The sequence below is a fragment of the Paenibacillus lycopersici genome (genome assembly GCF_010119935.1).
In the GTDB taxonomy this organism is placed as follows: Bacteria; Bacillota; Bacilli; order Paenibacillales; family Paenibacillaceae; genus Paenibacillus_Z; species Paenibacillus_Z lycopersici.
Map to the genome: position 1 here is coordinate 1,767,492 of NZ_CP048209.1, position 25,555 is coordinate 1,793,046.

At 59.2% G+C, this 25,555-nt stretch carries 20 protein-coding genes and 1 other annotated feature; of the genes, 18 read left to right on the forward strand and 2 right to left on the reverse strand.

The window, feature by feature from the left end:
- Positions 1-32: 32 nt before the first annotated feature.
- From GXP70_RS29760 to GXP70_RS07580, 11 genes are all read left to right on the forward strand, one after another.
- Entirely contained in the window at positions 33-1,304 is a 1,272-nt protein-coding gene (locus GXP70_RS29760) for a DUF4430 domain-containing protein (protein ID WP_225442711.1), read from the forward strand.
- Position 1,305: 1 nt separating this feature from the next.
- A complete protein-coding gene (locus GXP70_RS07535) occupies positions 1,306-2,199 on the forward strand; it encodes an energy-coupling factor transporter transmembrane component T (protein ID WP_162355880.1) in 894 nt (297 codons plus the stop codon).
- The gene (locus GXP70_RS29765; protein WP_225442712.1) at positions 2,172-4,067 is read left to right on the forward strand and encodes an energy-coupling factor transporter ATPase; all 1,896 of its coding nucleotides are present in this window, start codon (positions 2,172-2,174) and stop codon (positions 4,065-4,067) included. The genes GXP70_RS07535 and GXP70_RS29765 overlap by 28 nt, the downstream gene beginning before the upstream one ends.
- Complete coding sequence (locus GXP70_RS07545; RefSeq protein ID WP_162355881.1) at positions 4,049-4,780, forward strand: ECF transporter S component; 732 nt, start codon at positions 4,049-4,051, stop codon at positions 4,778-4,780. The genes GXP70_RS29765 and GXP70_RS07545 overlap by 19 nt, the downstream gene beginning before the upstream one ends.
- Before the next feature lie 202 nt (positions 4,781-4,982).
- A complete protein-coding gene (locus GXP70_RS07550) occupies positions 4,983-5,438 on the forward strand; it encodes an HAD family hydrolase (protein WP_225442713.1) in 456 nt (151 codons plus the stop codon).
- A 219-nt stretch (positions 5,439-5,657) separates the two neighbouring features.
- A complete protein-coding gene (locus tag GXP70_RS07555; protein WP_162355882.1) occupies positions 5,658-7,433 on the forward strand; it encodes a DUF5050 domain-containing protein in 1,776 nt (591 codons plus the stop codon).
- 110 nt (positions 7,434-7,543) lie between these two features.
- Positions 7,544-8,452: an aminoglycoside phosphotransferase family protein gene (locus GXP70_RS07560; RefSeq protein ID WP_162355883.1), complete on the forward strand. Its 909-nt coding sequence runs from the start codon at positions 7,544-7,546 to the stop codon at positions 8,450-8,452.
- Between the two features lie 287 nt (positions 8,453-8,739).
- The gene (locus tag GXP70_RS07565) at positions 8,740-9,558 is read left to right on the forward strand and encodes a phytanoyl-CoA dioxygenase family protein (protein WP_162355884.1); all 819 of its coding nucleotides are present in this window, start codon (positions 8,740-8,742) and stop codon (positions 9,556-9,558) included.
- 105 nt (positions 9,559-9,663) lie between these two features.
- Positions 9,664-9,936: a binding site (T-box leader), on the forward strand.
- A gap of 96 nt (positions 9,937-10,032) precedes the next feature.
- Positions 10,033-11,703: a 2-isopropylmalate synthase gene (gene leuA / locus GXP70_RS07570; protein WP_162355885.1), complete on the forward strand. Its 1,671-nt coding sequence runs from the start codon at positions 10,033-10,035 to the stop codon at positions 11,701-11,703.
- A 622-nt stretch (positions 11,704-12,325) separates the two neighbouring features.
- Entirely contained in the window at positions 12,326-12,844 is a 519-nt protein-coding gene (locus GXP70_RS07575; protein ID WP_162360354.1) for an RNA polymerase sigma factor, read from the forward strand.
- A gap of 63 nt (positions 12,845-12,907) precedes the next feature.
- Positions 12,908-14,455, forward strand: a complete 1,548-nt coding sequence (locus GXP70_RS07580) for a hypothetical protein (protein ID WP_162355886.1) — start codon at positions 12,908-12,910, stop codon at positions 14,453-14,455.
- 627 nt (positions 14,456-15,082) lie between these two features.
- Here the strand turns inward: GXP70_RS07580 and GXP70_RS07585 are convergent.
- Positions 15,083-17,617 (reverse strand): sigma-70 family RNA polymerase sigma factor, encoded by a 2,535-nt coding sequence (locus tag GXP70_RS07585; protein ID WP_162355887.1) that lies wholly within the window; start codon positions 17,615-17,617, stop codon positions 15,083-15,085.
- Positions 17,618-17,772: 155 nt separating this feature from the next.
- On the opposite strand from GXP70_RS07585, the gene GXP70_RS07590 reads away from it, so the two are divergent.
- The 3 genes from GXP70_RS07590 to GXP70_RS07600 all read left to right on the forward strand — a co-directional run bounded on the left by GXP70_RS07590 (position 17,773) and on the right by GXP70_RS07600 (position 20,061).
- Positions 17,773-18,222 carry a VOC family protein gene (locus GXP70_RS07590; protein WP_162355888.1) on the forward strand — a complete coding sequence of 150 codons (450 nt, stop codon included), beginning with the start codon at positions 17,773-17,775 and terminating at the stop codon, positions 18,220-18,222.
- 104 nt (positions 18,223-18,326) lie between these two features.
- Complete coding sequence (locus tag GXP70_RS07595) at positions 18,327-18,767, forward strand: VOC family protein (protein ID WP_162355889.1); 441 nt, start codon at positions 18,327-18,329, stop codon at positions 18,765-18,767.
- A 109-nt stretch (positions 18,768-18,876) separates the two neighbouring features.
- On the forward strand, positions 18,877-20,061 hold the full coding sequence (locus tag GXP70_RS07600) for an extracellular solute-binding protein (protein WP_162355890.1): 1,185 nt from the start codon (positions 18,877-18,879) through the stop codon (positions 20,059-20,061).
- Here the strand turns inward: GXP70_RS07600 and GXP70_RS07605 are convergent.
- The gene (locus tag GXP70_RS07605; protein ID WP_162355891.1) at positions 20,058-20,930 is read right to left on the reverse strand and encodes an AraC family transcriptional regulator; all 873 of its coding nucleotides are present in this window, start codon (positions 20,928-20,930) and stop codon (positions 20,058-20,060) included. The genes GXP70_RS07600 and GXP70_RS07605 overlap by 4 nt on opposite strands.
- Positions 20,931-21,071: 141 nt before the next feature.
- Between GXP70_RS07605 and GXP70_RS07610 the strand changes: the two genes are divergently transcribed.
- The 4 genes from GXP70_RS07610 to GXP70_RS07625 all read left to right on the forward strand — a co-directional run bounded on the left by GXP70_RS07610 (position 21,072) and on the right by GXP70_RS07625 (position 25,475).
- A complete protein-coding gene (locus GXP70_RS07610; protein WP_162355892.1) occupies positions 21,072-22,628 on the forward strand; it encodes a HEAT repeat domain-containing protein in 1,557 nt (518 codons plus the stop codon).
- 227 nt (positions 22,629-22,855) lie between these two features.
- Positions 22,856-23,512 (forward strand): GntR family transcriptional regulator, encoded by a 657-nt coding sequence (locus tag GXP70_RS07615; RefSeq protein WP_162355893.1) that lies wholly within the window; start codon positions 22,856-22,858, stop codon positions 23,510-23,512.
- A gap of 119 nt (positions 23,513-23,631) precedes the next feature.
- Positions 23,632-24,555 carry an ABC transporter permease gene (locus tag GXP70_RS07620; protein WP_162355894.1) on the forward strand — a complete coding sequence of 308 codons (924 nt, stop codon included), beginning with the start codon at positions 23,632-23,634 and terminating at the stop codon, positions 24,553-24,555.
- 17 nt (positions 24,556-24,572) lie between these two features.
- On the forward strand, positions 24,573-25,475 hold the full coding sequence (locus GXP70_RS07625) for a carbohydrate ABC transporter permease (protein ID WP_162355895.1): 903 nt from the start codon (positions 24,573-24,575) through the stop codon (positions 25,473-25,475).
- Positions 25,476-25,555: the final 80 nt, after the last annotated feature.

Below are 25,555 nucleotides of genomic sequence, written 5' to 3' on the forward strand. Positions count from 1 at the left end.
CTTGCCTTGGTCGTTGGAGGTGATAGCCGCCTATGAAGCTGACCGTTAAGCAATGGATTGCGGTTGCGGTTGTTGCGGGCATCCTGGCAATCGCCTATTTCTTCGGCGGGAGCGGGGCCGGAAGCGGGAGCGGCCGGCAATCCGCGGTCGGCGGAGCAGCCGTGGCGGAGAAGGGCCGGGACGCTCCGCCGAACGGCACGGCGGCCGACGGCGCCGGCAAGAGCGTCCTGACCGGCGGTGACGCGGCGTCCGGCAATAATGGCGCGCCGTCTGGCGGTCGCGAGGTGGCCGGCGGAGATGCGCAATCTGGCGGTAACGCTGCGTCTAGCGGAGATGCGCCATCCGGCGGTAACGCGGCATCCAGCGGCGGTGCGCAGTCCGGCGATGGCGCGGCGTCCGGCGGTAACGCGTCGTCGCCCGGCAGCGATGCGGCGTCCGGCAGCGGCAAGCCGTCCGGCGGTGGCGCGGCGCCTGACCGGAATTCGGCGCCGGCGGACGCGAAGCCGGCGTCCGGCCGGGACGGCCATGCGCCGAATGTGGCTGCTGCCGGCTCCGGCGGGCAGCAAGCCGCGAAGCCTTCAGCAGGCTCCGGCCTGTCCGCCGGACATAGCGGCACGGCCGCGGACAATGCCGCGCCGCAGCCGCCGGCAGCTAACGCGCAGCCGGGCAAGACATCCGGCAAGCAAGTGGCCGCGAGCGGCCAATCTGCCGCGGATAGTCAGACGTCCGCGAACAAGCCAGCCGGCGCGGACAAGGGAGCGTCCGGGAGCGGCAGCGGCTCGAATTCGTCCGGGAAGCCTGCGGCCAAGGACAAGTATCAGACCGAGCCGGTCCCGGCCGGCAAGCCTGCTCCGTCAGAGCCGCAGCAGGCGGACATTAATAAGAAGAAGGCGCTGACGGCGACGTTGTTCGTATCCTGTCAGACCATTCTCGACCGCTTGGACGACTTCGATCCGGATAAGCTGGAGGTACTGCCGAAGGACGGCATTATTTTCGCGCGGCAGACGGTGACCTTCTACGAGGGCGAGAGCGTCTTCGACGTGCTGCTTCGCGAGATGAAGAAGCGCAAGATCCATATGGAATTCGAGATGACGCCGCTCTACAACAGCAATTATATCGAGGGCATTCACAATATTTACGAATTCGACTGCGGGGAGCTGAGCGGCTGGATGTACCGCGTGAACGACTGGTTCCCCAATTACGGCGCCAGCCGCTACAAGCTCAAGGACGGCGATGCGATCGAGTGGCTGTACACCTGCGATCTGGGCCGGGATATCGGCGGCGGCCAGGCGGGGAGCGGGTAGTATGAGGCGGGATGCGTTTTCGACTTATCATCCGCTGATTAACGCGGTGTATTTCACGGCCGTGCTCGCTTGCGGCATGGTGTTCATGCATCCGGTATTTCAAGGCGCCGCGCTGCTCGGCGCGATCGTCTACTCGGCGATGCTGCACGGACGTAAGGCCGCCCGCTTCCATCTGCTCTACATGCTGCCGATACTCCTGATCCTTGCCGTCGCCAACCCGCTGTTCAATCATGCCGGCGTGACGATCCTCTTCTACTTGCGGGACGGCAATCCGGTGACGCTGGAATCGATTCTGTACGGCGCGTCGGCGTCCTGCATGCTGGTAACCGTCACGATCTGGTTCTCGTGCTTCAATAAGGTGATGACGTCGGATAAGCTTATCCATCTCCTGGGCAGGGCGCTGCCGGCCTGGTCCCTGCTGTTCTCGATGGTGCTCCGCTTCGTGCCGCGCTTCCGCAGCCAGCTTCGCGCCGTATCGTTGGCGCAGCGCAGCATCGGGAGGGACGCGACGCAAGGAAACGTCATCCAGCGCGCCCGGCACGGTCTCCGGATTCTGTCGATCATGGCGACCTGGGCGATGGAGAACGCGATCGAGACTGCCGACGCGATGAAAGCGAGGGGGTACGGTCTGCCGGGCAGGACGAGTTTCGCGATTTTCCGGTTCGATCGGCGGGACATGGCCGCTCTGGCAGCGTTGGCCGCGCTTCTGGCCGTCGTTCTGCTTGGCGCCGGGTGGGGAGAGAACACGATACGTTTCTTCCCGTCCATTCATGTCAAGGAGCGCTCATTGCGGAGCGCGGCGGTGTATGCGGCCTATGCCTGCTTATGCCTGCTGCCGGCGATGATTCAGCTAGTGGAGGATATCAAATGGAAATCTATCGCATCAAAGACATGAGCTTCTCGTTCCCGGGACAGGCGAAGCGGGCGCTCGCCCATATCGACCTGTCGATCGCGGACGGTCAATTCATTACGGTCGCCGGCCGGTCGGGCTGCGGCAAGAGCACGCTGCTTCGCCATCTGAAGACCGTGCTTACGCCGCACGGCGTCCGCACGGGAGAGCTGCTGTACAAAGGCAAGCCGCTGGCGGAGGCGGACCAGCGGACGCAAGCGTCGGAAATCGGCTTCGTGCTGCAAAATCCGGACAATCAGCTCGTGACGGATAAAGTGTGGCACGAGCTGGCCTTCGGCCTGGAGAGCCTCGGCCTCGACCAGCAGACGATGCGGCTGCGGGCAGCCGAGATGGCCAGCTTCTTCGGCATTCAAGGCTGGTTCCATCGCGAGGTTGCGGAGCTGTCCGGCGGCCAGAAGCAGCTGCTGAATCTGGCCTCCATCATGGCGATGCATCCGTCCGTGCTCGTGCTCGACGAACCGACCTCCCAGCTGGATCCGATCGCGGCGTCGGAGTTTCTCGATACCGTGCACAAAATCAACCGGGAGCTTGGCACGACCGTCATCATGAGCGAGCATCGGCTGGAGGAGGCGCTGCTGCTCTCCGACCGGTTCATCGTGCTTGACGAGGGGGCGGTCTTGGCGGACGATACGCCGCGCGCCGCCGGCGAGGCGCTGCGCGCGCTCGGGCATCCGATGTTCGCGGCCATGCCCGCGCCGATGCGCATCTATGCCGCCGCTGCCGCATCCATGCCGGCAAAGGATACGAGCGTGCACGGGCGAAGTCCCTTGACCATCAAGGAAGGCAGACAGTGGCTGGACCGCATCTTCGGTACGCCGGATGATGCGGATGTCATCCCAGGCGCATCCGATGCCCCCGGGGCAGTCAGTACGCCAGGCGCATCCGGTGCCTCGGGCGCTTCGGATTCCCTTGGCGCAATAGGCGCTGTGGGCGCGTCCGGTTCTCCAAGCACATCGGCTCCCCGCGGCACTGCAGGCGCCCGGAGCGCATCCGGCACCGCCGGCGCAACCAGCGCCTTGAGCGTATCCGCCGCGAAGCCGCCCGGCCCGCCTGCCCAAGATCTTCCGGCCGTCGTCCGCTTCAAGGACGTCTGGTTCAAATACGAGAAGAACGGGCCGGACATTGTCAAAGGACTGTCCTTCGAGGTATTGAAAGGGCAATTCTACTGCATCGTCGGCGGTAACGGCACGGGCAAATCGACCGCCCTCTCGCTGCTTGGCGGCATGCGCAAGCCTTATCGCGGGAAGGTGCTGGTCGACGGGCGGGATCCCGCGTCGATGAAGGCGAGCGAACTGTTCCGCGACCGGCTCGGCATGCTGCCCCAGAACCCGCAGTCGCTGTTCGTCCAGAAGACCGTCGAGCTGGAGCTCTACGAGATGCTGGGCGGCTCGGGGCTGTCCCGCGAGCGGCAGCAAGCGAAGGTTCGCGAAGCGGCCGTGCTCGCCGAGCTGGAACCGCTGCTCGCGATGCATCCGTACGATCTGAGCGGGGGCGAGCAGCAGCGGGCGGCGCTTGCGAAGGTGCTGCTGCTGAATCCGTCGATTCTCGTGCTGGACGAACCGACCAAAGGCCTGGACGCCTTCTTCAAGGAGAAGCTCGGCCGTTTCCTGCAGAAGCTGAATGCCGGCGGCGTTACCGTCATTATGGTTTCGCATGACATCGAATTTTGTGCAAAGTACGGGGAGGTGTGCGCGATGTTCTTCGACGGCGGCTTGATCGCTTCGAACGAGGCGAAGGCGTTCTTCGCCGGGAATCATTTCTATACGACGGCGGCCAATCGGATGGCACGCCGCATCTGGAACGACGCCGTGACGACGGAGAGCGTGATCGAGCGATGCCGCAGCAGCCGCTGAACAGCCGTCGCCGGTGGAACAAGCGGACGCTCTTCGCGTCCTTGCTGATCCTGCTCGTCATTCCGGCAACGATGCTCTTGGGCATCGTCGTCTTGAACGACCGGAAATATTATTTCATCAGCCTGCTGATTATCCTGTACACCCTGATTCCGTTCGCCATGGTGTTCGAGCGCCGCAAGCCGCAGGCCAGAGAACTGATCGTGATCGCCGTGCTGGCCGCCATCGCCGTCGCGGGCCGATCCGCCTTCTTCATGCTGCCGCAGTTCAAGCCGGTGCTGGCGATCGTCATCGTCGCGGGCGTCAGCCTCGGCGCGGAGGCGGGGTTCCTGGCGGGCGCGACGGCGGGCTTCGTCTCCAATTTCTTCTTCGGCCAGGGGCCGTGGACGCCGTGGCAGATGTTCTGCTTCGGCATCGTCGGCTTCCTTGCCGGCTTGCTCTTCAAGGAAGGGCGGCTGAAGCGTTCCAGGCTGCCGCTCTGTCTCTTCGGGGGCTTGTCCGCGCTCGTGATTTACGGCGGTATCATGAATTTCAGCACCGTATCGATGGCGGCGTCCGCGCTCAACGCGGAGACGCTTCTGGCCGCCTACGCATCGGGCTTCTGGTTCGATATGGTGCATGCCGCCGCGACGGTCTTCTTCCTGTTCGTGCTCGCGCGGCCGATGCTGGAGAAGCTGGAACGGGTCAAAACCAAATACGGGCTGATCGAGCCGTAAAATGGTGCTTGGCTATCTATCGCGCTAACGGCGGCGATCGTATACTAGTGCTATAGCCATATCATTCGTAATGACGAGGCGAGAAGGCCGACAATCATGGAGAGGGTGAATCGACATAGCCGGCAAGGGACTTATTATTTTTCTGGACAGCGGCGACACGCTGATAGACGAATCGACGGAAATCCGGGATGACGAAGGCATCGTGATCAGCGCGGACGTCATTCCGGGGGCGGTCGAGACGGTCAGAACCTTGGCGGAGCGGGGATACACGCTTGCTTTGGTCGCTGACGGCGATGCACAGTCGTTCAAGAACGTCTTCAAGCAGAACGGCATCTACGACTGCTTCGCGACGATGATTTATTCGGAGACGATCAAAGCGAGCAAGCCGAGCCCGCGCATGTTCAAGGCGGCGATGGGCGCGCTCGATCTAACCGAAGCCGACCGCTCCCGCATCATCATGGTCGGCAACAATCTGAGCCGCGATGTCAAAGGCGCTAACGCGCTCGGCATCGCGAGCGTTTTTCAGAGCTGGACGACGCGCTATCCCCATGCGCCCGCGGACGAATCCGAACGGCCTGTCTACACCATCCGCGAGCCGCTGGAGCTGCTCGAGCTGGCCGAACGGCTGAATGCGGAGCTCATGGCCGAGCAGGCTTAAGCCTTCGTGTCTATGAATCAACCCGCCAGTTATCCGATTGGCGGGTTTTGTTCTTCCTATTGGCCGGATAGTCTAGCCGTTCGTGCAGACGATGGCCGGCGCGATACGGCTTTTGTCGAAACGCGCCTTCCCTGGCTGAAACAATTCCGAATCCGGCTTCGTCTAGGCTGTGTAAGTAGTTGGATGCTACCTAATCGGGGATACGAAGGAGAACGTTCCATGAAGAAATCGATTGGCGTCGCGCTCGCTTGCGCGTTATTCATCGGCGGAGCGGCAAGCATGCATGCCGCCGCGGCAGATGCGGGGAAGAAGCCGCTGGGCGACGTCTTTGACAAGATGGTGATCGTGGCGTACGGGCAGAACAAGATGTTCGACAACGGCGTGAAGAACGATCTTGCCGACAGCAAGGATATCGTGACGCGCGACGGCCGTTTGCTCGTGCCCATTCGGATGATGGGCACGCTCGCGACCAGGGCCGGACATTATCATGGCACATGGGACGCGGTCTGGAAGCCGGAGGCGCCGAACGATGTCCTGCTCCAGAATACCAATCTCCATAAGAGCGTCAAGCTGACCGTCGGCAGCAAGACGATGCTGGTCAATAACGAGCCGCAGACGCTGGATACCGCGCCGCAGAAGGTTAACGGCCGGATCGTGCTGCCGCTGAGAGGCGCGGCCGAAGCGCTCGATATGACCATCGACTGGCTCGACGGCCTTATTCTGATCGGCGATACAAGCGTCGATCTGCAGAGCAAGCAGACGCTGGCCGTCAAGGACAAGATCAAGGCCGAGCTGGCGGATTCCCGCGCGAGGGTCGACTACAAGGATGCGGTTTATCCGGTGACCCAGTATGGCAGCGACGTCTATTACTACAAGAGCCTGTACACGAACGCCGGCGAAACGCAAATGCTGTTCCGCCGAACGGGCGGACAGCAGGCGGCGCAAGTCCAATTGCCGGGCAGCTCGAAATTGGATTCGGCGAAGGTCATCGACGGCAAGCTCTATTACGTCACGGTCGTGAGCGGCAAGGTCGAGCTGGACGCTTACGATCTGAGCAGCCGAAAGTCGGCTAAAATTTGCGTCATCGACCAATGGCAGCCGGGGGATGGCTGGGTAGCCGACATCCGCGCCATGGACGGCGAGATCTACCTGAATTTGCATCGCGGCGATTTGACGATCGGGAGCGAGACGCTGTACAAGGCGGGTCCGGGTACGGCAACGGCCGTGACGACCGAGCACAGCTTCAACGGTTTCGTCAAAGCGGGCCAATACATGTACGATTCCTCGTTCACGCCGATCGGCGACGCCGTCGACAACTTGAACCGGACCGATCTGAAGAATGGCGCTTCGACGGCCATCGGAGCGAAAGGCTTCACGTATGGCGTAACCCGGTCGATCAGCAGCGACATGCTCAGCTACGGGATGAGCAACGCGCTCTATGTACAGGACGGATTCCTGTATACGTTAGGCTACAAGGACAGCGACCCCAATGACGTGAGCGCCGTATACAAGCTCGATCTGGCGAAGGGGACGCAGGTCAAGCTGACGCCGCCGGCCAGCGATTTCTGGCTGGTGAACGGCCGGATCTATTATATCGACTCCGCTGGGGGTTACTTGAAGTCGGTTCGTACGGACGGCAGCGACAATACGACGCTGACCGCGCGGAAAGCGGCCAACGTCCAGTTCGCAGGCGGCGGCGTTTACTACACCGTGAGCGCGAATCCCGGGAATGTGCTGTCCCAGGGCGACCTGTACCGTTTCGATCTGGCGAAAGCGAGCGAAGCGAAGATCGGCGATCGGCCCGTTCGCTCCTTCTATGCCGGACCGGACAGCGTCTATTACGTGTCCGATGGCTACGAACCGGGCATTTACAAAATCGATTCCGCCGGCCGCAACGTCAATCTGGTGCACGACAGCATCGAGACGGCTAAATGGACGGCTGCCGGGATGGTGTATACCAAATCGTACGAGAAGGGCATTTTCTCCGCGAAATAGGCGGTCATGAACGGTTATAGCCGTTTTCTGCATGGGAATCGCATTGTGGAGGAAACCGGCGTTTGCTATGGTAGGTACATCCTGACTGATAACGAGGTGGATGCGCGACAATGACGTTGATCCCAGCCCCATTCATAGCAAGAATGAGCCGGCTTCACGGCGAGCGAGGCGAGTCGTGGACGGCGGGCTTGCCCGAGCTGATCGAACGGTGCGCCGGCCGCTTCGGCCTGACCGCCGAAGCGCCGTATGCGGATTTGAGCTGGAATTATCTCCTCCGGGCGAGCAGGCTTGACGGAAGTCCCGTCGTGCTCAAATGCTCGTTCCTTAAGGAAGAGCTGACACGGGAGATCGAGGTTCTCCGGGCTTACGCCGGACGCGGGGCGGTCGAGGTGATCGACGCCGACGACGATTGGGGAGTTGCCGTGCTGCAATTAGCCGATCCGGGCACGCCGCTGTCGGAGATCGAGGATGATGCCCTGGCGGCCGAGATCTTCTGCGAGGTGTTCCGGCGCCTGCACGAAACATCGGATATCGGCATCGGCGTCCCCTCGATCAAAGAACATTTCGCGGCGATCGAGCGCTATCGCGAACGGCTCGGCGGCGCCGGCGAGCAAGGTCCGCTTCCGGATAATTGGGTGGAGAACGCGGAGGAATGCCTGGCGTATCTGATCGCTACGACGGAGCGCGCCGTACTGCTGCACGGCGATCTGCATCACTTCAACATCCTTCGGCAAGGGGATGAGGGATGGGCGGTCATTGACCCGAAGGGCATTATCGGGGATATCCATTTCGATACGATCCAATACCTGCTGAACTTCGAGGACCGCGGCGGCACGCGCGAGCAGGTGCTGGAGCGGCGGATCGCGATCATGTCGGAGCGGCTGGGCCTGGACACGCGCCGGATCGGCATGTGGGGCGTCGCGCGCGGCGTGCTCGAGGCATGCTGGAGCATCGAGGAAGGCGAAGACTGGCAGAACGGCATCGCGATTACGGAACGGTTCGCCAAGTGGATCGATTAATCGCGGCCAGCAGGTCCGAACGCGGGAAGCGCGGGAAGCACGGCGCATATGCCGGGCTTCCCGCGTCGTCGTTCGGGCTGCCGCTCTCCCGTCCGCGCTGCCCGTACGCCAGTCGAAATGGACACGGATGCGGCATCGGCCGCGTTGGCGCGATTATGGATTGTTGGCCGATTGCCGCTATGTTATAGTCGGGGTGACAGACGGATTGGCAGGAGCCGCATCGTTGGCATGTTGGTAGTTTGGCATTATTGGCATAGACTCACTTCGTTAAGCTGGGAGGATGTTGCATGAGCGCTGAGACGTACGCTGGTTTGAATGCGCTTTCCGAGCCCGGGGAATTCACCGAGCTCGATCGGTTTATGTTTGAATCCTGGGGCTATCTCGTCATTCCGAACGTATTGACGGCGGAGGAGGCGCAAGAATGCCTGGAAGCCGCCACCCGCTTGCACGAGAAGGAGGGGACGACGGGCTGGGCGCAGGTCGGCCGCGGTTTCGAGACGGAGCCGGTGCTCGATCGGCTGATCGACCATCCGGCCGTGCTGCCTAAAGTCCGGGCGTTGTACGGCGACCGCTTCATTCTGCAATCGGCCTGGTGCACGAAGCAGCCGGCGTTCGGCGGCTTCGGCGGCTGGCATCAGGACGGCTCGGGCGCTTACGACTTCAAGCAGCTGGGCTACCCGATTCCGCTGCTGCAGCTGCGCGCCTCGTTCCTGCTCACGGATCAATCGCTGCCGCGGATGGGCAATATGGAGATGATTCCGGGCAGCCACCGCGCCCAGGTGCCGCTCCCGCAGGACATTCGCCGCGAGAAAGCCGATCTGCCGATCGGGCAGGTCATCTGCGCGCCGGCCGGCTCCGTGCTGCTGTTTCACAACGCGGTTTGGCACCGCACGTACGTGCATGACGGGGACTACGACCGCTACACGATGCATTACATTTACAGTCCGCCATGGGTCCGGTTCTCCGACCGGTTCGAGAACGACAAGGACTACTTGGCGCGCACGACGCCCGTGCGCCGCTATCTGGCAGGCGAATACGAGCGGCCGGACGCGCCGTTCGGCGCCGGTTATCCGGCCGCGGCGTTCGACGACAAGAAGGATAACTGAGCTCGCAAAACGGCTTACGGCGCAAGGCGCCCCGCGGATATCCGCGGGGCGTTAATTTGTGGGTTGATTTTGCAGACCCGGTGTTATATACTTTGAGCAATATAAGCACGAACGTTGATAAGGACCAGTACGATTGATCTAAGCGCTCAGAGAGCTGTTGGCCGGTGCGAAACAGCCGCGAAGAGAATCTGAACTCGCCTTGGAGTTGCTCGCTGAACCTGAAGTAAGCGGAGCCGGAACCTGACCGTTATCAAGCAGGAGGATAGAAGAGACTTTGTGCTTGTTCATTCAGCAGACTTCTATCTGTCAGAGTGCATGCCCGCAGGGCGTGAATTCGGAGTGGTACCGCGTAAGATGTCACAGTCTTTCGTCTCTGTTAATGGAGACGAAGGGCTTTTTTTATTGCCTGAAATCAGTAACAAGCTTCCGTATACGACGTGACAACCGCAGAGACGAACGAGAGGATGGATCGCGATGAAGAATGTTGACAAGTACACCAGAGGGTATTTCATGCCGCCGGCGACAAGCTTGAAATGGACGCAGAAGGAATACATCGCCGAAGCGCCGATTTGGTGCAGCGTCGATCTGCGCGACGGCAACCAGGCGCTGATCGTGCCGATGAACCTGGAGGAGAAGCTGGAATACTTCCAAATGCTCGTCGAAATCGGCTTCAAGGAAATCGAAGTCGGCTTCCCGGCAGCGTCGGAGACGGAGTTCGCGTTCCTGCGCACGCTCATCGAGCAGAACCTGATCCCGGACGACGTGACGATTCAAGTGCTAACCCAATCGCGCGAGCATATTATCCGCAAAACGTTCCAATCGCTCGCAGGCGCGAAGAAGGCGGTCGTGCACTTGTACAACTCGACGTCCGTCGCGCAGCGCGAGCAAGTGTTCCGCAAGTCGAAGGAAGAGATTATCGAGATCGCCTTGACGGGCGCCAAGCTCTTGAAGCAATGCGCGGAAGAGACGGAAGGCAACTTCCAGTTCGAATACTCGCCGGAGAGCTTCACGGGTACGGAGATCGAATTCGCGCTCGAGATTTGCAACCGCGTGCTCGACGTATGGCAGCCGACTGCCGCGAATCCGGTCATTATTAACCTGCCGGCAACGGTACAGATGTCGATGCCGCATGTGTACGCGAGCCAGATTGAGTTCATGAGCGAGAATCTGAGCTATCGCGACGGCGTTATTCTGTCGGTTCACCCGCATAACGACAGAGGCACGGGCGTTGCCGACGCGGAGCTGGGCATGCTGGCCGGCGCGCAGCGCGTCGAAGGCACGCTGTTCGGCAACGGCGAGCGTACGGGCAACGTGGACGTCGTTACGCTGGCGCTGAACATGTACTCGCACGGCGTCGATCCGAAGCTGAACTTCGACAACATTCCGGGCATCATCGCCGTCTATGAGCGCCTGACGAAAATGAAGGTCGGCGAGCGCCAGCCTTACGGCGGCGAGCTCGTGTTCACCGCATTCTCGGGATCGCACCAGGATGCGATCGCGAAGGGCATGCAGTGGCGCGAAGAGCGCGCGGGCGGCAACTGGTCGGTGCCTTACCTGCCGATCGATCCGAAGGATATCGGCCGCGAGTACGAAGGCGACATTATCCGCATCAACAGCCAGTCCGGCAAAGGCGGCATCGGTTATATTCTGCAATTGAAATACGGTCTCGATCTGCCTGCGAAGATGCGCGAGCACTTCGGCTACTTCGTGAAGAACGTGTCCGACCAGCAGCAGAAGGAGCTGCTGCCGGAAGAGATCCACGACATCTTCATGAAGCAGTACGTGAACATCAAGACGCCGATCGAGCTGGTGAAGAGCCGCTTCACGGAAGAAGAAGAGCAGGACTTCCGGACGATCGTGACCATTCGCGCGGACGGCGCGACGAAGGAAATCACGGGCTCGGGCAACGGCCGGCTCGATGCGATCAACAATGCGCTGCAGACGCATCTGGACATCGAGTACTCCGATCTGGTGTACAAGGAGCACGCGCTCGAGATCGGTTCGAAGTCGCAAGCCGCGTCGTATATCGGCATCACGGCATCGAACGGCACGGTATACTGGGGCTGCGGCATCGACGCGGACATCATGACATCGTCGGTCAAAGCGTTGTTCAGCGCAGTGAACCAGATGCTAGGCAAGCAATAGAATGCGGATAAACCCCGCCACAGGTAACGGTGCGCAAGCGCGCCAGCCTCAAGTTACAGAAGAACCGATAATTAGATGATTCGGGCAGGCTCGTGATAACGCGAGCCCTGGATCTACGGACAGGTCCATCGGCCGCTTCGCCGGCGTGGACGGAACTGCCCAACCCATTGCGACCCAGCCGTCTTCATGACGGCTGGGTCGCTGTGCGTCCGTCGAGGCTAGGACCGGACAGGAGATTCGCTATACCGGTCGATGAACCTGTATTCGATGCCATTCGGGACAGCAGCGGATCCTATGTAATCCTATGTCCGATTACTCACCGCAAAAGGTTGATTTCGTCCAAATAACGGAACCTGTGTCCGCGGGATCAGGGGGAGAGGGATCCTTTCAACAAATACGGCAAATACGGCAAATACGGCGTCGAACTTTCCAGGGCGAGCTGAGCCGCATGCTGTTACCCGGAACGGAAAGCGGCTTTGTTCCTATTAGGGGTCCGGTTCTTGTAGTGCGCGTATGCAAATATCCATGCCATCTTGCGTTCGCCGGAAATTTGTTTGTCCGGCATGCGGATCGCCGGAACCATTTGCCGGGTTAAGGAGTCCAATTCATTGGGGTGAATGCGGTGGAGTCCGATTATTTGAAGCATGTGATGGAGATGGATGCCGGGGCGCTGCGAGATACGATGGACCGGTACGGGCAGGATGTCTGGAACTATGCGTTTTTTCTGACCGGCGCAAGGGATCTCGCGGACGACATCGCCCAGGATGTATTCATAAAAGCTTACTACCGTATCGGCTCGTACCGCGGCCAGTCGTCCTTCAAAACCTGGCTGCTGGCCATTACGAGAAATACGGCGTTCAGCTACAGGCGGTCGGCGTTTCTGAGGAAGGTGAAGCTGCTTCCGCACGCAGCGGAGACCGGAACGGCCGCCTCGGCCGAGAACGAATATCTGGACGCTCATTACACGGACGAGATATGGGACATCATCATGGCGCTTCCCGCGCGTTATCGGGAAGTGCTGGTGCTGGACATCCGCTACGGGCTGACGGGCGAGGAGATCGCCGCGCTGCTCGGCATCGCGCACGGCACGGTGAAATCGAGGCTGCATCGGGCCCGTGCCAAAGTGCAGCGGCAGTTATAAGCAGTTATAGCCCATGGTGACGAAGCTGCGTTATGCAGTGCAAACGCATAAGGAGGTGCGAAGATGAGCCAAGAGAGACCGGATTGGTATAAACGGGCAGATAAAGGTCCCTTCGCCGGCCGGCCTTTCGACGGCCGGCCGCGCCGGGAGGTGGAGACGCGGATCGCCGGCGGAAACGGACATCATCGGAAGCGACGGACGTACGGGATGGCGGCGGGATTTACCGGCGCTGCGCTGCTTGCGCTGTGTGTCGTCCTGCTATTGATCCGGCTGCAGGCGATACCAGGGGGCGAGTCTTCCGGAGACGAAGCCCCGGCGATTAGCGTCGCGGACGGCGATGGAGGCTCAGCCGGTGAAAATGATCACCCATCGGGCACCGTCAGGGCCGAGGGCATCTCCGGGGACGGCAAGCTGCTGGTCGTCGCCCAGGGCGAGGAATCGCGGACGACGCTCGGCGCGCCGAGCTGTTTGGGCGGCGAGACGGATATTCAGTACCGCGGGAACTACAACGTCGTTTACGAAGACGGCACCGAACAGACGGATATCGCCGTATTGAGGAATCTAACCTTTATTCAGCCTGACGACGGCATCGTCGAGATGACGAAGCTGCCTTTTCCGGATGCGGATGTGTTTCTGCTCGTGCCGGCCTATGCCGACTGCCACGGACTGACGCTATACGCCTTGGCGGTTGCCCATGACGGCAGCGGAGCCGCCCTGCTCGACTTCCGGACGTCCGACGGTACAACGGACAGCACCTCCTATTACCGGCCCGGCGCCATGCCTTCCGTCAAGGACGGGCTGCTCGTGCTGCCTAGTTCCGAAGGTCCCGGCGGGGAAACGCCGACAGGACCGCAGGACCGCAAGTTTATGCTCGATCTGTCGGCGAAGGCGTTCATACAGGTGCAATCGGATGGAGCGGAAACCGGAGGGAAGCTGGAGCGCTCATTCAGCTTCGGCGGCCGCGCCTATAGGATTGCGTACCCGGACAAGAACCTGGAATACTACACGCACGCGGCCGAGCTGGACAACGGAATTGTCTGGGCGCCGGCACCCGCGATGACCGGTCTTGATCCGGGTCAGGAGCTGAATGCCCATCCGACGGCACCGTTCACGCTTTACTTGCACGCGGCAGGCCGGGACGGCAAGAGCGGATCCGCAGGAGGACCCGCGCTCACGGAGCTGACGCCGGACAACTCCTTGAAGCTGCTTACGCTCCCGTTAAAGGACGGAGACAATTATGTCTTCCTGAGCGGCTTGTACGGAGCGGGGGACTATGTCGTCTATTCGACCTATTCCAGGCAGCCGGGCATGAATCAGCCTTACCGCGAGCAGCTGTGGGCGCTTGACAGCACGAATCCGGGAGCCGCGAAGCATATCCGTGATTACCACAGCAGCGGCGGATTTCTGTTCAGCCTCGGAATCGAGAAGGAAGAAGGCGATGTGGTTACGGTCGTCGGAACGCCCGACGGAGACGGCGAATACAAGCGGGAAGCGCTGGTATACAGTCTGAAAACCGGCAAGTCGTTCGTCCCGGACGCTTACAGGGAGGCGGAGAACGGTATCGAATACGTCAAAGACGGCCGCAACTTTAAGGCAGCTTCCGTCTACTAATTGGCAGATCCGCGACATCAACGTTATTATAGAAGACCCTGATGATAACCGCGCGCCAGCAATCCAAATGCAGGAACAGCAAAACGATTCGGAACGATAGATTCATAAACCGCGCTTGAGGAGAAGCCCGTCAGCCGGGCTTCTCCTCAAGCGGTCGAGTAGGTTCGACGTCGCATATGCCGCATCTATTGAAAGGAAAAGATCCCTTCTCCAAGACTGGCGGACAGAGGATCCTCTATTTTGGGGAGATCGGGCTATTGGGGGCAGCGCACGGACACAGGATCCGTTACTGTCCCCGAATGGCATTGAAAACAGGTTCATCGGCCGGTATAGCGAATCTCCTGTCCGTCAGCACACGAAAAAACGCGATCATGAAGGGAATAACGCATCTCCTGTCCGGATCCTAGCTTCGACGGACGTACAGCGCCCCAGCCGTCATGAAGACGGCTGGGGCGCAATGGTTTGGGCAGTTCCGTCCACGCCGGCGGGGCAACAGGATCTGTTCGTGTTCCGGAGCGCGGGTTGTCACGAGTCTGCTCGAAGCAGCTCATATGTTTCGTAACAATCTGAGGAGAAGCCGGTAAGCCGGACTTCTCCTTTCTTTCGTGGGGATAGCTTTGCCTGTCGTCATCGAATCATCGATGCGTTCCGGGATGGAGGGCAGGTTGTTCCTTGACCGAGTTCCTCGCGAATCGTAATCAAATGACCGTCCGGGTCTTTAACGATCATGCCGAGCGTGCCGTCATCCAATTCGCCCGGATATCGAACGAAGGCGGCGCCGGCCTCCCGGAGCGTCCGGTACGCGCGATCCAAGCCTTCCGCCGTGAGCTGCATGCGCGAGTTGGCTTCCCGGCGATGAAACTTGCTTTCGAATTGCAGCATTTCGCTTACGGCCGGCGCTCCGAAAGCTTGCGTATAAGCTTGCAGCGACGCCCAGGCGTCCTTGACATGCAGGCAGATATGGCGCAATTGCGGCTTGACGGGGTGGCGAGGGTCACGCCCGGCCGTGCTGACGATCGCGAACGCCGCGCTGCATACGAACAGCTGATGGCCGTCCCGGTCGGCGACGATGAAGAAATCCATCTGAACGCCGCCTTCATCGAGCGCGTACACCACTTCCCATTGCTGCCGCTTCAGATCGGCGAAGGCCAGCCGTATGTCCGGCACGGCAATCGCCAGCACGGGCCGCCAGTCGACATGGACAAGGCTGAGCCGCCTGTCCATCAGCACGATGCATCGGCCGTCCTGAAGCGGGAATACGCCGACCGGGCCGTCCGCCATTTCCGGATGGAGCGGCATGCCGAGCAAGCGGCTGTAGAAGCGCAGCGATGCTTTCAAATCACGGCATAGGACGAGCGCCGCATGCAAGGTCGGCTGCCCGGGAGCGGGCTGGTCCGGCTTGGCCCGATGCCCGCCGAAGGAGTAGAACGGGCTGATCGGAATATGCACGATCGGCTGCCGCTCTTCCATAATGACGCTGCTCCTCAGACAAGTCACGGCGGCGGTTTCGGTTTCTTTCAACAGCCCCAGCAGCCGAAGCGCCGCCGCGGCTGCGTCAGGCGCGTGCGGATCGCCGCCGTTCGGGAACGGGAACAGCTCGCCGAGCTCTTGATACAGGCCGGCGATCCGGCGGTAATGCCGCTCGGCCTCCCTGAATGTCTCAATCCACCGCCCATATGCCGCGAACTGCATGTCGGACTGCCAAGCCGCCGCCAGCTCTCGCCAGAATTCGGCCGCCTGCTTCCTGAACCAGCCGTACGCGAACAGAGAGGAAGCGTTGCCCAGCGGATCGATCGCCCCCGTTCGAAACGCGTCCATCCATGCGTCGTATGCGGCAATCCCGTTGGCGCAAGGCAGGAAGGTGGGGTCAAGGCCGTCGGCATGCCGAACGATGCGTTCAACGAGCCGCTTCACGGCAAGCATCGGGTCATGCGCCTCGATCTCGGATGCGATGACGTGGCAGTACAGCTGTCTGGACGCCCTATACTCGAACGTCGGATCGAGCTTCGTCCCGCCGTGGTACAGGAAGCTGTACGGAATCGCGGACGCGTGCCTGGAGTCGGCCGCGAATAGTAACTGTTCCTGATCGTCGTAGCCGTATACGAGCGCGAACTCGTGCTGGATGCCGCCGCCTAGCAGAGCCGGAATACCTTGATCGACGGATTGCCGAATCATGTCCAGCGCGAACAAGAACTTCTCCGTCTTATGCCTGCTTGCGGCCGTATGCTTGAAATGCTGATAATCCGCATAGCCGGAATGGAACCCCAAATTCAGCAGCCCGTTCGTGATATGCGTGTCCCAATCGAACAATTCCAGCCCGCCGGGGCCGATCATCGGCAGATGAAGATTAAGGAGGAACGCATAGCCGCTGAAGCCGATGACATGCGCGAGCGAATACGGTTTGCCGGCGTACTTCAGCGCGCAATAGAGACTCATCGGGAACGAGAGGTCGGGATGAACGAGCGGTCCGCCGTCGAAGAGCGGCTTCGGCAGCAGCTTTGCCTTATAGCCGTTCTGATCCAGATGGGCCCGGATTTGCGCGCGTATATCCACTTCCATTCTGTGTTCGTGCAGCTTCTTGCGGATGCGGGACAGCGTCTTATGCACATTGTTGACGTTCGTATCGAACGCGGCCGCGATCTCGTCCGGCGTCAGCTGTTCATAGAAGAACTTCGCGAAGATTTGCTTCTCCTTCGGTCCGAGCACGCGAATAAGGCCTGACAATGCTTCCGCCGGATGAAGCTCGAGCGCAAGGCCCGGCACGGCGGATTGGAGATGCGGGGCGGAATGCCGTTGCCCATAATGATGGAGCACGTTGTCGAGCCGGCTCCAGTCGATCTCGTCTTCCCGGTCTGTCCGCTGCAAGCTCGTGAAAGGCTGTTCCTTGCCGTAGGGACCGCCGCGCCGCAGCTTCATCATGGCCTGATTGCGCACGATCTTGCGCAGCCAGGGCAGAAACTTGTTCATATCGGACATTGTGCCCAGCTTCAAGAACGCGTTGATGAGCGCTTCCTGAACGATATCCTCGGCCAGATGGGGATCGCTGACGATCCGGTTTGCCCAGGCGAACGCCTTGTCGCGCTGTCTGGCCAGCAGCTCGTTGAACGCTTCCGCATCGCCTTGCCTGGCTCGTTCCGTCAGCTCCAGTTCTGTCAATTCCATGTAGGATCCGCCTATTATTATGAAATGTAGTCGCTGCCAATCATATAGTTCGTCCGAACTTCCGAGAATCCTTCAAAAAGTTTTGTCATGCATGTCAGGATCGGCAGGCGCATCGGCATCATTTAAGGTGAACCGCAAATTTGGAGAATCGAGGGATGACCATGAACAGGAATACGACGAAAGCAAAGCTTGGCCGCAGCGTGCAAGTCAGACTGGTAGCCGATCTGAAGAAATCGCAGGCGTACTACCGCGACGTGCTCGGCTGTACGGTGGATGATTGGGGGCATGCGGAGAGGGACGAACTCTTGTTTATTTTGCAGCAGGCCATGTCACCGGATGACGTGAAGCCGAATCGCGTGTCGCGGAAGCGTCCGGATTATCCGACGGATTGGGAAGGACCCGAGCATGCCTGGGACTCTTTTATTTACATCTCGTGGGAGGACCTTGATTTGTACGTCGAAGAGGTCAGAGCCCGAGGCGGAATCATTGCGATCGAGCCGTTCGTCGGCGCGCACGGGAAGTGGGAGTTCAAGAACGCCTATATCCAGGACTTGGACGGGTACAATCTCGTGCTCGGCGCGATGCGGGAAGTTGCTGCTGGCTAGATGAGGGAATGATATCCAATGTAATGAATTGCCGAATGGGAACATTTGTTCTATAATTGAAATAACATCAAACCTGGAAGAATCAAGGATGAAGGATGAAGGAGGTGGCTGCGCTGAATAAAATGGAATTGAAACATGAGCTGGAGAGCAAGTACTCGCATACGCAGGCCATGTTGAAAAGAATTGAATGCGTCTACATTCCTGTAACGAACGCGGCAGCAGCCAAACGATTTTTCATGAAACATGGATTAGTTACCTTATCGCCCGGCGGGAACGTTAAACTTGCTTCTGGACAAGGCTTGTTTTTCCTGGAGACCCGAGAAAAGCAATCGCCCAACTTCGTAACGCATGATTGGGATGAAGATAATGAGGCGCATGAGATGGAGGCGATCTGCTTCGAAGTAACGGCGATTCACGAGCTTCATAGACGAATGAAGGACAATGGCGCCATGGTATCCGAACTTAAGGACAGCGGCGGCTGCGGGTTGGGATTTTATTTCTTCGACCCCGACGGGAATAAGTATGCGGCATGGCAGGATGTTTGATCCGGAAATCGAGAGGAGATCAACGTGAGCGAACAAACGGTCGAGAAACGTACCCTTCATTCCTTGCTTATCATCAGCCATTTCCATCCCATACAAGGAGCTGTTATCCGTGGAGCTAGTCGTACAGATTGACGAAGAATGGCAAAAGGAAGCCGTTGACGCCATTGCCCGCCGCTTCGAAGCGAATACGCCCGGCGTACAAGTCGACGTTAAAGTGATGCCTGCCGCCGAGATCCGCGCTGCGCTCTACAACGGAGAATCGGGCGCCGACATCGTGCAGCTCACGAACGGAGACATTGCCGACTGCTGCAAGGCTGGTCTTGTGCTTGATCTTCGCGCATGGCTGGACACGTCCCCGGCGTTGATTCGTTTGTTTCACCCTTCCGTCTTCCGCATGATACAGCTGCGGGAACGGATCGCCGTGCTTCCTACGCATGCTTCCATGAAGGGGATTTTCTATAACAAGCGCTGGTTTGACAAGGCCGGCATTGCCTATCCCGAAGAAGGCTGGACATGGGAGGCGTTTCAAGAGATCGCCGTTCGCCTCCAGCGTGCGAACATCGAAGAAGGCGAGCAGCGCCATGCGGCAAGAATATCATTTCATTGGGAATATATCGGCTTGCTGCTGCTGACTGCCGGGACGGATTGGCTGGCTCCCGATCGACGCAGCGCTTCAGGGTATGCCAATCGTCCGGAAGCCGTGCGGGCCGTGCAGTGGGCGGTCGATCTGGTACGCAGCCGCCATGCGGCGAGAGCAACGCAGGATTATTTCGTCAATGCGGATTTCATGCGGAACGAAGTCGGGATGATGCTGGATTATTATGTGATGCTTCATGAGATCCAGCCCCGGCTGAGAGAGGATCTGGGCGTTGCCGGATTGCCCCGGTTCGAAGGCGGACCAAGGTTGAATGAGCCGTGGGTCAGCGGATTCGGGATTTCTTCGGCTGCGCGCCATCCGGAATTATCGTGGGCGCTGCTTCGCGACATAACTTGCGAAAGCAACGAGCTGACCCGCCTTGTCTCCGAAGGCTTCATCCCTGCCCTGCAGTCCGTATACGCCGAGGTCGGGCATGCCGAAGATCCGCTGCGCAATGCCGTCTTGTCCGAGCTGGCGAACAGCTCGCCCTTGCCGGTATCGCCCGGCCATTCGCGTCTGTATCAGCTGCTGGACCGTCATGTCAATCCCGCTCTGGCACGGATGGTAATGGACGGCGCCGACGTGCAAGAGACGCTGAATGAACTGGCAGCCGAGTTGGACGTCAAGCTTCCGGCGGCCGTGGAAGCGGCCTGCTAGTCAGGCTCCGATTGACGGAACGATTGCGGCGACTTCCCGGTATATTTGCGGAAGGTCCGGGAGAAGTAATGGACGGAACTGAAGTGGTATTTGTCCGCGATCTGCATGATGCTGAGATTGGAGGAACGCAAGTCCTCCTTCGCCCTGCCGATGCGGAACTGATTCATGTACTGGATCGGCGACAGGCCGGTCGACCGTTTGAACAGATCGAAGAAGTAGCCCCGGCTGACGCCGAGCGACGCGGAATAACGCTCCAGCGCGATATCGGCGCCGCTCAGCAGATCGGCGTCGATGCGCGCGAGCAGCTTGCCGATACGAGGGTCCGGGATATGCGATTCTTGCAGGGAGAAGGTTAAGAAGTGCTGGATGAATTCGGCGAAATGGCTTTGCGCGGCAAGACTTCGCAGAAACGTCCGCTCATTGACATGCTCGTTCGAGATGAAGCTGCGCTGCAGCAGGTCGGTCCAGCTCGGCAGCGCTGCGCCCACGTCCGTGATTTCGGGCAGCGCGTAAGGAAACCCGTCGCCGAGCAGCTCCTCTTGCAGCAGATCGCGGTCGTAACAGATCGGTCCGGCTACGTCCTTGAACGCCGCCGTGCGATCGACGTAGCGCCAATCGAAATAACAGCAGACATGCGTCATCGGATCGTAGTCATCCGCAATCCAATCATGCGGCTGCCCGGGCTCCACGTAGACCATCATGCCCGGGGAGGCGACGTATTCCCTGCCCCGCAGACGGAACAGCCCTTTCCCTTCCGTAACGAAGTAGATCGAGCTCGAATAGACGTACCGGTTGCAGCTGGTTTGTCCGCGATAGAACGGATATTTGGTCGCGTAATAGACATAAGGGTGGAATTGGGCGAAATGCATGGCAGCGCTGCTCCTTCATCGCTTGGCTCGAAATTCACCTGATTATCGTGCAACTGTCTGACTGCCAGCTAAATACAATTCAGGCCGGCTCCGGTACATTAACTATAGCACATCACTTTCGTATAAAGGGGCTGCCTTAAAATGTCGAGCGAGTTGAAATTGTTAAACGACGAGCAGATGATTCAGTTCATTACGCAAGGATATCTCGTCCTTCAGAACGAATTGCCGCAGGAATTGCATCGGAGCGTCATGAATCAAATCGACTTCGTCTTGCAAAACGAAGGGAATCCGGGCAACAATATATTGCCTCGCGTACCGGACATCCAGAAGTTTTTTGAGACGCCGGTAACGAAAGGGGCGCTCACCAGCGTCCTGGGACCTGACTATTATATGCATCCGCATCGCCATATGCATTACAATCAGCCGGGCAACGGGAAGCCGGGCGGCGGCGAGTGGCATAAGGACGGCTTCTGGTCGTCGATGCGGAGCCATCGTCCATGGTGGGTCATGATGTTCTACTACACGCAGGATATTACGGAAGAGATGGGACCGACGGCGATTATGCCGGGGTCGCAATACAACGAGAAATTTCCGAACCGGAAGGAGCTGCTTCCGACGGGCAAGGCGGGCACGATCGCGCTCGTTCACTTCGATCTGTGGCATAAGGCTTCGCTGAACACGTCGAACATCGACCGCTATATGCTCAAGTTCCAATTCGTCCGTCTGTCCGAGCCGTCTGCGCCGAGCTGGAACCATACGAATGCGGCGCCGGCATTCCCTGCGGACGCGCCTGACGCGCATGCGAATCTATGGCATGACGTATGGCATTGGCTCCGGGGGGACGGGAACCGCGCGATGGCCGTTAACGGCAGCGAGGCCGAAGTGCCTGCCTGCATCGAAGCGTTGTCGAGCGAGGAAGCATCGACCCGCGGACAGGCAGCCGATAAGCTTGGCTTAATCGGTCAAGCGGCAGCGGCAGCGGTGCCGAAGCTGGCGGAGCTGATCCGCGATCCGTCCGAGAACGCGGCCTTGAATGCCGTCTACGCGCTTGGGCATATCGGCGGAGCGGGCACGGCGGCGTTGTTGAAGGAGCTGGAGGAAGGCTCGAAGCTATCGGCGCAGCGCGCGGCGTACGGACTTCAAGCCTCGGGCAGGGAAGCCTTGGACGGGCTTGTTCGGCTGCTCGCGCATGGGGAGGAGAATAGCCGGGCGCTCGCTGCTTTCGTGCTCGGCATGCTTGGCGCGGCGGCGTCTTCCGCGGTTCCTTCGCTAATCGTGGCGCTTCATGACGAGAGCGAATGGGTTCGCCGCAATGTCGTGGAGGCGCTCGGCATGATCGGCGATCCGGCCGACGAGACGGTTCCGGCATTGGTTCGTACGCTCGAGGAGGCGGTTGCGAAGGAGTCCGCCGGCATGGAGAGCGGCAGCACGGGCGCTTACGTGTACAATCAAGAATACATTACGAACAAAATCGCCTATACGGCGGCCTTGTCTTTGCTCCGAATCGGCAAGCGCGGCGACGCGGACCTTGTCATCGACGGTCTTGAGGCCGGCCTGCAAAGCCGGGACCGTTATGCGCGGGCCTACGCGTTCGAAGCGCTGACGTCCATTCGCACGGCAAGGGCCGTCGACGTGCTGATCCGGTACTATCGCGCCGCGCGCTGGTGTCCGGATACGCATAAAGCGAGCACGTTCTAGGGAACAAGCGGCTTGAAGCCGCCGTGCGGGCCATGCCTGCAGGCGGCTTTTTCGGCATGCAGCGTTTCGCCGCCGTGCACGAAGCCTCGCCCTGCGGAGACAGAGTGCGACAGCGAACTGCGATACAAGGTGAACATTCCGCGCTGTTTATTTCTTGCTACACAAGTAAATCGTGCATGATATACTTTGATCATGACTTTAACTACGCGAGGATGGGATAATCAGAGATGTCTAAGAAGCAGCTAAGCCGCTACGTGTTGACCGACGAGCTCTATGCCTTGTTGAAGCAGCAAATCTTATCCCATGTCATGCCGGCCGGCGAGAAGATCAACATCGACAAGCTGGCCAGAGAGTTCGGCGTCAGCAATATTCCGATCCGGGAGTCCTTATTTCGGCTTGCCTCCGAGGGCTTCGTGACGGTTATTCCGTTCAAGGGCATGTTCGTCGCCGAGATGAGCTTGAAGGACATTAACGAAATATTCGAGATTCGCACGCAGCTGGAGGAGCTCGCGATCCGCAAAGCGGCGCCGCGCATCGCGAAGGAGCGTCTGCAGCAGATTTTGCAAGAGCTCGAGCGCGGCGATACGGCCGGGGCGGAAGAGGACAGCGAGGAGAAGGCCATCCGCCAAATGAACGACGGGCTTCACGGCACGCTCCTGCTCTATGCGGATAATTTCAATCTTCAGCAGATGGCGAGCGCGCTGATCGAGCGGATTCACCGTTATTTGAACCTGCATCATTACAAGATCGATCTGGAAGCGGAGCGGGCGGAGCATCGCAGCATCGTCAATCAGCTGCTTGCGGACAATACGGAAGAAGCGGTGAAAGCGATGCGCCGGCATTTGCAGAATTCCTATGAAAGGCTCGTGGCCAATTTCAAATAAAACGCGATTGGGCGAGCTTTATTTTTTTGTAAAATCTTGTTTACATTATAAATCGTGTATGATATTTTATTTCATGACAAAATAATAGCGCTTTCATTCACAGGGAGGGACTTGCCGGAATGGTGAAACCGGGTACCGCTAGTTTGCAAAGAAGAGTGCTCAGGCACTGGCAGCTGTATCTCATCTTGCTCCTGCCGACCGTCTTCTTGATCACGTTCAACTATGTTCCGATGTTCGGCGTGCAGATCGCATTTAAAGAATTCAGTCCCGTGAAAGGCATCTGGGGGAGCCCTTGGGTAGGCGGCAAGCAATTCGACATGTTCTTCACCTCCCCGTTCTTCTGGCCGGTTATCCGCAACACGTTGATTCTCAGCGTCTACGCCCTGCTGATCGGGACGCCCGCCGCCATATTCCTGGCGCTCGCGCTCAATGAAGTGCCCAGCCGGCGGTTCAAGAAGGTCGTGCAGATGACGACCTACGCGCCTTACTTTATTTCCACGGTCGTACTCGTCGGCATCCTCAACATCGTTCTCTCCCCAAGCACCGGCATTTACGGTCAATTCGCGCATTTATTCGGCATCGATCAGATCTACGACATTTTGGGACAGCCCAAAGCGTTCTCCTCCTTGTACGCCTGGTCGGGCGTCTGGCAGGAAACCGGATACGGCGCCGTCATCTACCTGGCCTCGCTCGCCAACATCAACCCCGAGCTGCACGAAGCCTCCAGGATCGACGGCGCATCGCGGCTGCAGCGCATCATCTATATCGATCTGCCTTCCATTCGCCCGACGATTATCATCCTGCTCATTCTCTCGGTTGGCGGCCTGCTCAGCGTTGGCTTCGAGAAAGTGTTTCTCCTGCAGAACACGCTGAATCTGAACACGTCGGAAGTCATCTCCACGTACGTGTACAAGATCGGTCTCGTGAACACGAACTTCAGCTTTGCCGTGGCGGTCGGATTATTCAACTCCGTCGTCGGGTTCGTCCTCGTCTTTGCCACTAACTTATTAGCCAGAAAATATTCCGACTCCAGCTTGTTCTGATCGAAGGGGGAACAGAAGTGAACCAAGCCATACGCATTCGAGAATCCTGGGGAGATCGGCTGCTCCTTGCGTTCGTCTATGCGGCACTGGGTATCGTTACGATCGCCGTTGCTTACCCGATTATTTATATCATCAGCTCGTCGTTCAGCTCGTCTTCCGCCGTCATGGAAGGCAAAGTATGGTTCCTGCCTGTCAGCCCTACGCTGTACGGGTACGCGGCAGTGTTCAAGTATCACCAGATCTGGACCGGCTACTTGAACTCCATCATCTACACCGGGGCCGGCTCGACGCTCAGCGTGGCGCTGACCGTTATGATGGCGTATCCCCTCTCGAGAAAGACCCTTGCCGGAAGAAATATTTTCATCTGGCTGCTGCTGTTCGCGATGCTGTTCAGCGGCGGGCTCATCCCGTATTACCTGGTCGTGCGCAATTTGCATCTGCTCGGCACGGTCTGGGCGATGATCCTCCCGGGAGCGCTCAGCATTTACTCGATCATCGTGGCCAAATCGTTCTTCCAGTCCTCGATACCGAACGATCTCTACGAAGCGGCGCAGATCGACGGATGCTCGGACGCCGGCTTCCTGGCGAAAGTCGTGCTGGCGCTGTCGAAGCCGGTGATCGCGGTGCTCTTCCTGTGGTCCGCGGTCGGCAATTGGAACTCGTATTTCAACGCGTTGATCTTCCTCAACGACGCCGGCATGTATCCGCTGCAGCTCGTGCTCCGCGAGATTCTGGTCAATAACAACGTGGATACGAACTCGATGACGCTCAGCGCGGAACAGCTGAAGCATTTCGAAGACATGAAGACGCTGCTGAAATATTCGATCATCGTCATCTCAAGCATTCCCGTTCTTATCTTGTATCCGTTCATTCAGAAGTACTTCGTACAGGGGGTGATGGTCGGGGCGATCAAAGAATAGCGCCGCCGTCTGAAGCATCATCGATTGCAAGCGGCATCATCCGATTATCCGTGTTAAGCAGCAGACAATTCAGGAGGGGT